At 62.0% G+C, this 7891-nt stretch carries 5 protein-coding genes; all 5 read left to right on the plus strand.

All coding sequences use genetic code 11. From position 1 onward, the window contains the following. Window positions 1-41 precede the first annotated feature (41 nt). The 5 genes from MF6394_RS32590 to yccS all read left to right on the plus strand — a co-directional run bounded on the left by MF6394_RS32590 (window position 42) and on the right by yccS (window position 7585). Window positions 42-932, plus strand: a complete 891-nt coding sequence (locus tag MF6394_RS32590) for an alpha/beta fold hydrolase (RefSeq protein WP_078468289.1) — start codon at window positions 42-44, stop codon at window positions 930-932. Window positions 933-968: 36 nt separating this feature from the next. After that, the gene (mdtD, locus tag MF6394_RS32595) at window positions 969-2396 is read left to right on the plus strand and encodes a multidrug transporter subunit MdtD (RefSeq protein WP_032894917.1); all 1428 of its coding nucleotides are present in this window, start codon (window positions 969-971) and stop codon (window positions 2394-2396) included. A gap of 130 nt (window positions 2397-2526) precedes the next feature. Continuing rightward, window positions 2527-3864, plus strand: coding sequence for an ATP-dependent RNA helicase DbpA (gene dbpA / locus MF6394_RS32600; RefSeq protein WP_232964675.1), 1338 nt, complete (start codon window positions 2527-2529; stop codon window positions 3862-3864). A gap of 157 nt (window positions 3865-4021) precedes the next feature. Continuing rightward, the gene (locus tag MF6394_RS32605; protein ID WP_032897743.1) at window positions 4022-5200 is read left to right on the plus strand and encodes an NAD(P)/FAD-dependent oxidoreductase; all 1179 of its coding nucleotides are present in this window, start codon (window positions 4022-4024) and stop codon (window positions 5198-5200) included. A gap of 201 nt (window positions 5201-5401) precedes the next feature. Continuing rightward, on the plus strand, window positions 5402-7585 hold the full coding sequence (gene yccS, locus MF6394_RS32610; protein WP_047711962.1) for a YccS family putative transporter: 2184 nt from the start codon (window positions 5402-5404) through the stop codon (window positions 7583-7585). Window positions 7586-7891 lie beyond the last annotated feature (306 nt).

Here is a 7891-nt window from a genome sequence, read left to right on the forward strand (position 1 = left end):
GAGCATAACCTTGCCTGGGAAAGGCAAGCTGGAGTCTTGAGATGAACCATGGAAGTTTTGTCATTGAGAAGTTGTACAAGCACTACAACGTTCACGTAGAGCAACTGGGTAACGACCCGCAAAGAAAAACCGTACTGATGGTTAACGGCGCGCTATCCACCACGCGCTCCTTTGCCCGTACCAGCAAATGCCTGGCCGAGCACTTCAATGTGCTGCTGTTCGACTTGCCCTTCTCTGGTTTGTCGCGCAAGCACAACACCGAACTCGACCTGGTCACCAAGGACGACGAAGTGCAAATCCTGCGAGCCTTGGTGGCGCGTTTCAAAGTCAATCATCTGGTCTCGGCATCATGGGGCGGCATCTCCACGCTGTTGACCCTGGCGCACAACCCGCCCTCCATCGAAAGCTCGGTGGTGATGGCCCTGGCGCCCAACCTCAACCAGGCGATGCTGGAATATGTCGAGCGCGTGCGTGTGCTGATCGAGGCTGATGACAAGTCGGCGGTCGGCCATCTGCTCAACGAAACGGTGGGCAAATACCTGTCGCCGCGCCTCAAACGCAATAACCATCGGCACCTGTCGACCATGGCCACCACCGAGTACCGCCAGGCGCGCTTTCATATTCATCAGGTGCTGGGCTTGGGCGATGGCAACTACTTGCCGGCGCTCAGGCAGATTGAAACACCGGTGCACTTTCTCAACGGCGCGCTGGACGAATACACCCCGGCCGACGAGGCCCAGCTATTCAAACACTATGTAGGCCGCAGCAGCTTTGCCGTGGCCGAACACACCGGCCATCTGCTGGACCTGGAGTCCCGCGAAGCCGCGCTGGCAGTGCATCGGGCCTTGCTGGACTTCCTGGTGGGCGAGCATGCGAGCTTGTCAGCTATAGACGAACCGCCAGTGGGAAAAGGGGCGACGGATGGCGCATAATCGCCAACACATAGCCTGCTAATAAAAAGGGATCCCATGCCGAATCGTGCCCCTCTCGATGCCAAGACCGCCCGCTGGCTCCCCTGGGTGGTAGCGATTGCCTTCTTCATGCAGTCGCTGGACGGGACGATTCTCAACACTGCGCTGCCGGCGATGGCCCAGGACCTCGCGGAAAACCCGCTGCGCATGCAAGGGGTGGTGATCGCCTACATGCTCACCGTGGCCTTGCTGATTCCCGCCTCGGGCTGGATCGCCGACCGCTTTGGCACCAAGAAGATTTTCTTTGGCGCGATCATGCTGTTCAGCATCGGGTCGTTGCTGTGTGCGCTGTCCAGTAGCTTGAGCATGCTGGTGGGGGCACGGGTGGTCCAGGGCCTGGGCGGCGCGCTGATGCTGCCGGTCGGGCGGCTGGTGGTGCTGCGGGCTTATCCGCGCTCCGAGCTGGTGCGGATCATGGGCTTCATCACCATTCCCGGCCTGCTCGGCCCCTTGCTTGGCCCGACGATGGGCGGCTGGATGGTGCAATACCTGACCTGGCACTGGATCTTCCTGATCAACCTGCCGGTGGGCATGATCGGCTGCTATGCCGTGTGGAAATTCATCCCCGACCTGCGCGGCAGCGAGCGCACGCGCTTCGACGGCCTGGGCTTTCTGCTGTTCGGCGCGGCGATGGTGCTGATCACCATCGCCATGGAGGGCCTGGGCGAACTGCACCTGCCGCACCTGCGGGTGATGTTGCTGTTGTTCGGCGGGCTTGCCTGCCTGGCGGCGTACTGGCTGCGCGCCGGGCACATCGACAACCCGCTGTTCTCGCCGGTGCTGTTCAAGACGCGCACCTTTGCCGTGGGGATCCTCGGCAACCTGTTTGCGCGCCTGGGCAGCGGCGCACTGCCGTTCCTGGTGCCGCTGCTGTTACAAGTGGCGCTGGGCTATTCGCCGTCAGAAGCCGGCATGAGCATGCTGCCGCTGGCGGCGGCGGCAATGTTCGCCAAATCCATCGCGCGCCCGCTTATCGAGCGCCTCGGCTACCGCATCGTCCTGACCGGCAACACCCTGGCCCTGGGCCTGATGCTGGCGAGCATGGGCCTGGTCAGCGAACAAACGCCCTACCCGTTACTGTTAGGCATGCTGGCAGTACTGGGGGCCATCAACTCCCTGCAATTTACCGCGATGAACACCGTCACCCTGATCGACCTCGACGACGCCCAGGCCAGCAGCGGCAACAGCTTGCTGTCGGTGGTGGCGCAGTTGTCCCTGAGCCTGGGCGTGGCTTGTGCCGGTGCATTGCTCGGCGGCTTTACCGCCGAAGCCGGCAATGACGGGGTCAATACGGTGCTGGGCGCCTTTCAACTGACCTTCCTCACCGTGGGCATCATGGCGATGCTGGCGGCGGCGATCTTCCTGCAACTGTCGCCCAAGGACGGCAAACGCGTGGTCAGCCGCGAGCACGATATCGAGCACTAACGGGCGTCTCGTCGAGAACTTGCGAGGAAAATCCCACGAGACTGGTACACTGCGCGACATTTTGTTTTGCAGAGCCAGTCCCGTGACTACCATCGCCACCGCTTTTAATACTTTGCCCCTGTCCGCCGCCATGCTGGCTAACCTCGACTCGCTGGGTTACGTCGAGATGACGCAGATCCAGGCGCAAAGCTTGCCGGTGATCCTCAAAGGGCTGGACCTGATTGCCCAGGCCAAGACCGGCAGCGGCAAGACCGCTGCATTCGGCATCGGCCTGTTGAACCCGATCAACCCGCGCTACTTCGGTTGCCAGGCGCTGGTGATGTGCCCGACCCGGGAGCTGGCCGACCAGGTGGCCAAGGAAATCCGTCGCCTGGCCCGTGCCGAAGACAACATCAAGGTACTGACCCTGTGCGGCGGCGTGTCCCTCGGCCCGCAGATCGCCTCCCTGGAGCACGGCGCCCACGTTATCGTCGGCACGCCGGGCCGTATCCAGCAGCACCTGCGTAAAGGCTCGCTGGTGCTGGACGGCTTGAACACCCTGATCCTCGACGAAGCCGACCGCATGCTCGACATGGGCTTCTACGACGCCATCGAAGACATCATCAGCAAGACCCCGCCGCGCCGCCAAACCCTGCTGTTCTCGGCCACGTACCCCGTGAGCATCAAGCAGCTCGCTTCCAAGTTCATGCGTGCGCCTCAGCAAGTGAAAGCCGAAGCGTTCCACTCCGACGACCAGATCGAACAGCGCTTCTACGAGATATCCCCGGAAGAACGCATGGACGCCGTGACCAAGGTGCTGGCGCACTTCCGCCCGGCCTCCTGCGTGGCGTTCTGCTTTACCAAGCAGCAAGTGCAGGAAACCGTCGACCACCTGACCGCCAAGGGCATCTCCGCCGTTGGCCTGCATGGTGACCTGGAACAGCGCGACCGTGACCAGGTACTGGCGATGTTTGCCAACCGCAGCACCTCGGTGCTGGTGGCCACCGACGTTGCCGCCCGTGGCCTGGACATCGACGCCCTGGACATGGTGATCAACGTCGAACTGGCCCGCGACTCGGAAATTCACATCCACCGTGTAGGCCGTACCGGCCGTGCCGGCGAAACCGGCATCGCCATCAGCCTGGTGGCGCCGTCCGAAGCCCACCGCGCCCAGGCCATCGAGCAACTGCAAAAGTCGCCGCTGAACTGGGACCAACTGGACAACCTCAAGCCGCAAAGCGGTGGCCCGCTGCTGCCGCAGATGAGCACCCTGTGCATCGCCGCAGGGCGTAAAGACAAGGTTCGCCCAGGCGACATTCTCGGTGCATTGACCGGTGAAGCCGGCATTCCGGGTGCCCAGGTCGGCAAGATCGCGATCTTTGATTTCCAGGCCTTCGTGGCCGTGGAGCGCGGCATCGCCAAGCAGGCGCTGCAGCGTTTGAATGACGGCAAGATCAAGGGCCGTTCGCTGCGCGTGCGTATTTTGTAAAGATCTATCGATGGGTGAAGATCCATTGTGGGAGCGGGCTTGCTCGCGAATGCGGAGTATCAGTCGACATGTTTGTCACTGAACCACCGCATTCGCGAGCAAGCCCGCTCCCACATTTGACTGTATTTCAATTCAGAATTTTTGTGAGGACATGGCTGTGCGCTCGACCGAAGTTGTGATCATTGGCGCCGGCGCCGCAGGCTTGATGTGCGCGCTGACCGCCGCCGGGCGTGGGCGCAAGGTGATGTTGATCGACCACGCCAACAAGGCCGGCAAGAAAATCCTGATGTCCGGTGGCGGCCGTTGCAACTTCACCAACATGTACACCGAGCCGGCCAACTTCCTCTCCCATAACGCGCACTTCTGCAAGTCCGCCCTGGCCCGCTATACCCAGTGGGATTTCATCGGGCTGGTGGCCAAGCACGGCGTGCCGTACCACGAGAAGAAACTCGGCCAGCTGTTCTGCGACAACAAGTCCAGCGACATCCTCGGCATGCTGCTTGATGAGTGCATCCAGACCGGCGTGAGCCTGCACCTGGACACCTCCATCGAGGCCATCGCCAAGCTCGAAAGCGGCTATCAACTGCAAACGACCCTGGGCGAACTGCGCTGTGAATCGCTGGTGATCGCCACGGGCGGTTTGTCGATCCCGACACTGGGCGCCACGGGTTTCGGTTACCAAGTGGCCAAGCAATTCGGCCACGAACTGCTGCCGACCCGCGCCGGGCTGGTGCCGTTCACCATCACCGACCAGCTCAAGGAGTTGTGCGGCGAGTTGTCCGGCACCTCGGTCGACTGCCTGGTGAGCTGCAACGGCCAGAGTTTTCGCGAGAACATCCTGTTCACCCACCGCGGCCTGAGCGGGCCGGCAATTTTGCAGATTTCCTCGTATTGGCACTCCGGCGACACGGTAGAAATCAACCTGCTGCCCGACCACGACGCCCATGCCTGGCTGCAACAGCAACAGGCCGAACACCCCAACAGCGAGTTGAAAACCCTGCTGGGCGAGATCTTCACCAAGAAGATGGCCAACCTGCTGGCCCAAAGCTGGTTCGAATCCAAGCCGATGAAGCAGTACACCCACGCTGAAATTGCCGATATCGCGCAAAAACTGGGGAGCTGGCAACTGGTACCGGCCGGCACCGAGGGTTATCGCACCGCCGAGGTGACATTGGGCGGGGTGGATACGCGGGAAGTGTCGTCCAAGACCATGGAATCGCTGAAAAGCCCCGGCCTGTACTTTATCGGCGAAGTGCTGGATGTGACCGGCCACCTGGGCGGGTTCAATTTCCAGTGGGCCTGGGCCTCGGGCTACGCGGCCGCGCAATACGCCTGACTTGCACCTTGAAATGCAATCCCCTGTGGGAGCTGGCTTGCCTGCGATAGCGGCGTTGAATCCCACATCGTTATCGCAGGCAAGCCCACATTGGTTTTGCAGTGTTACTGAACATTTTGCTGTCCGATGTGATCGCCACGCTTGCCGTGGCGTCATTACTGGCTCAATTTAGCGACAACGTCCCGGAAGACTCCAGACTTCATGTCATCGACCTCGTTCAAGCAGTCCATGCGGCGCCTGTGGGCGCTGGATAAATTCAGCTACAGCGTACGGGTGTTCATCGCCCTCACCGGCAGCATGGCGTTGTGTTGGTACCAGGATGAAATGACGCTGCTGATCCCGCTCTTCCTGGGGATTATCGCCAGCGCCCTGGCCGAGACCGATGACAGCTGGCAAGGCCGCCTCAATGCGCTGGCGGTGACACTGGTGTGTTTCAGCATCGCCGCGCTGTCGGTAGAGCTGCTGTTCCCTTACCCCTGGATATTTGCCATCGCCCTGGCCCTGGCCAGTTTCGGCCTGACCATGCTCGGCGCGCTGGGCGAACGCTATGGCGCGATTGCTTCGGCCACCTTGATTCTGTCGGTCTACACCATGATCGGCGTGGACCAGCGCGGCGGCGCCGTCACGGATTTCTGGCATGAGCCGCTGTTGCTGGTCGCCGGTGCCGCTTGGTACGGCGCGTTGTCGGTGCTGTGGCAGGCGCTGTTTTCCAACCAGCCGGTGCAGCAGAGCCTGGCGCGGTTGTTCCGCGAGCTGGGGCGTTACCTCAAGCTCAAGTCGTCCTTGTTTGAACCCATCCGTCAGTTGGACGTAGAAGCGCGACGCCTGGAACTGGCTCAGCAAAATGGCCGAGTCGTCGCTGCGCTGAATGCCGCGAAGGAAATCATCCTGCACCGCGTCGGCAATGGGCGTCCGGGCTCGAAGGTCAGTCGCTACCTGAAGCTCTACTTCCTGGCCCAGGACATTCACGAGCGCGCCAGTTCCTCTCACTACCCCTACAACGCCCTCACTGAAGCCTTCTTCCACAGCGATGTACTGTTTCGTTGCCAGCGCCTGCTGCGCCAGCAGGGCAAGGCCTGCCAGACGCTGGCCGAGTCGATCCAATTGCGCCAACCGTTCATCTATGACGACAGTTTTGCCCAAGCCCTGGGCGACCTCAACGCGTCCCTGGAGCACCTGCGCATCCAGAGCAACCCGGCCTGGCGTGGCCTGCTGCGCTCCTTGCGCGCCCTGGCGGCCAATCTGTCCACGCTCGACCGCCTGCTGGGCGACGCCAGCAACCCCGATGCCCTGGCCGACGCCACCGACAGCAACCTGCTGGACCGCGCCCCGCGCAACCTCAAGGAAATGTGGACGCGCCTGCGCACCCAACTGACGCCCACCTCGCTGCTGTTTCGCCACGCCCTGCGCCTGTCCCTGGCGTTGACCGTCGGCTACGCCACCCTGCACGCCATTCACGCGTCTCAGGGTTACTGGATTATCCTCACCACCCTGTTCGTGTGCCAGCCGAGCTACGGCGCCACCCGGCGCAAACTCGGCCAGCGGATCATCGGCACCGCCATCGGCCTCACCGTGGCCTGGGCGCTGTTTGATCTGTTCCCCAACCCGGTGGTGCAGTCGATGTTCGCTATCGCTGCAGGCCTGGTGTTCTTTATCAACCGCACCACCCGCTACACCCTGGCGACGGCGGCCATCACCTTGATGGTGCTGTTCTGCTTCAATCAGGTGGGCGATGGCTACGGGCTATTCCTGCCGCGCCTGTTCGATACGTTGCTCGGCAGCCTGATCGCGGGCCTGGCGGTGTTCCTGTTCCTGCCAGACTGGCAAGGCCGGCGCTTGAACAAAGTGCTGGCCAACACCCTGACCTGCAACAGCATCTACCTGCGCCAGATCATGCAGCAATACGCCGCCGGCAAGAGCGACGACCTGGCTTACCGCCTGGCCCGCCGCAACGCGCACAACGCCGACGCCGCGTTGTCCACCACCCTGGCCAATATGCTGATGGAGCCGGGGCACTTCCGTAAGGAAGCCGACGTGGGCTTCCGCTTCCTGGTGCTGTCTCACACCTTGCTCAGCTATTTGTCAGGGTTGGGGGCACATCGCGATACTTCGCTACCGAGCGATGTGCGTGAGCACTTGATCGAAGGCGCGGGCAACAGCCTGGCGGCGAGCATTGATGAGATCGCCACCGGCCTGGCCAACAAACAGTCGGTTGCGATCCAGAGCGATGCCGAGGAAGCGCTGGCCGCCGAGCTTGAACAAATGCCGGATGAGATCGACGAAGGGCAGCGGTTGGTACAGACGCAGTTGGCGTTGATCTGCCGGCAGTTGGGGCCGTTGCGTACGTTGGCGGCGCATTTGATCAAGGATACCGGTGCGGCTTAGGCCGCTATCGCAGGCAAGCCGGCTCCTACATTGGAACGCATTCCCATGTAGGAGCCGGGCTTGCCCGCGATGAGCATAGGTATCTACACAACTGTGTAGTTCGCAGCAGCCTCCTGAAACCACGATGCGAAGCGAGTCGCTCTTGATCTTGATCTGCTTTTGATCTTAGGCGCCCCGTTAAACCACGCTGGCCGGAATTCGACAGGGATTTGGGGGGTAAACCGGCAGGGATGCCGGTTTAGCCGCCCCGCGCCATGGATGGCGCGTGGCGGCGGCCCCCCAAATCACTGGCGGATTACGGGCACA

The organism is Pseudomonas sp. MF6394, from assembly GCF_002018845.1.
Taxonomy (GTDB): domain Bacteria; phylum Pseudomonadota; class Gammaproteobacteria; order Pseudomonadales; family Pseudomonadaceae; genus Aquipseudomonas; species Aquipseudomonas lactis.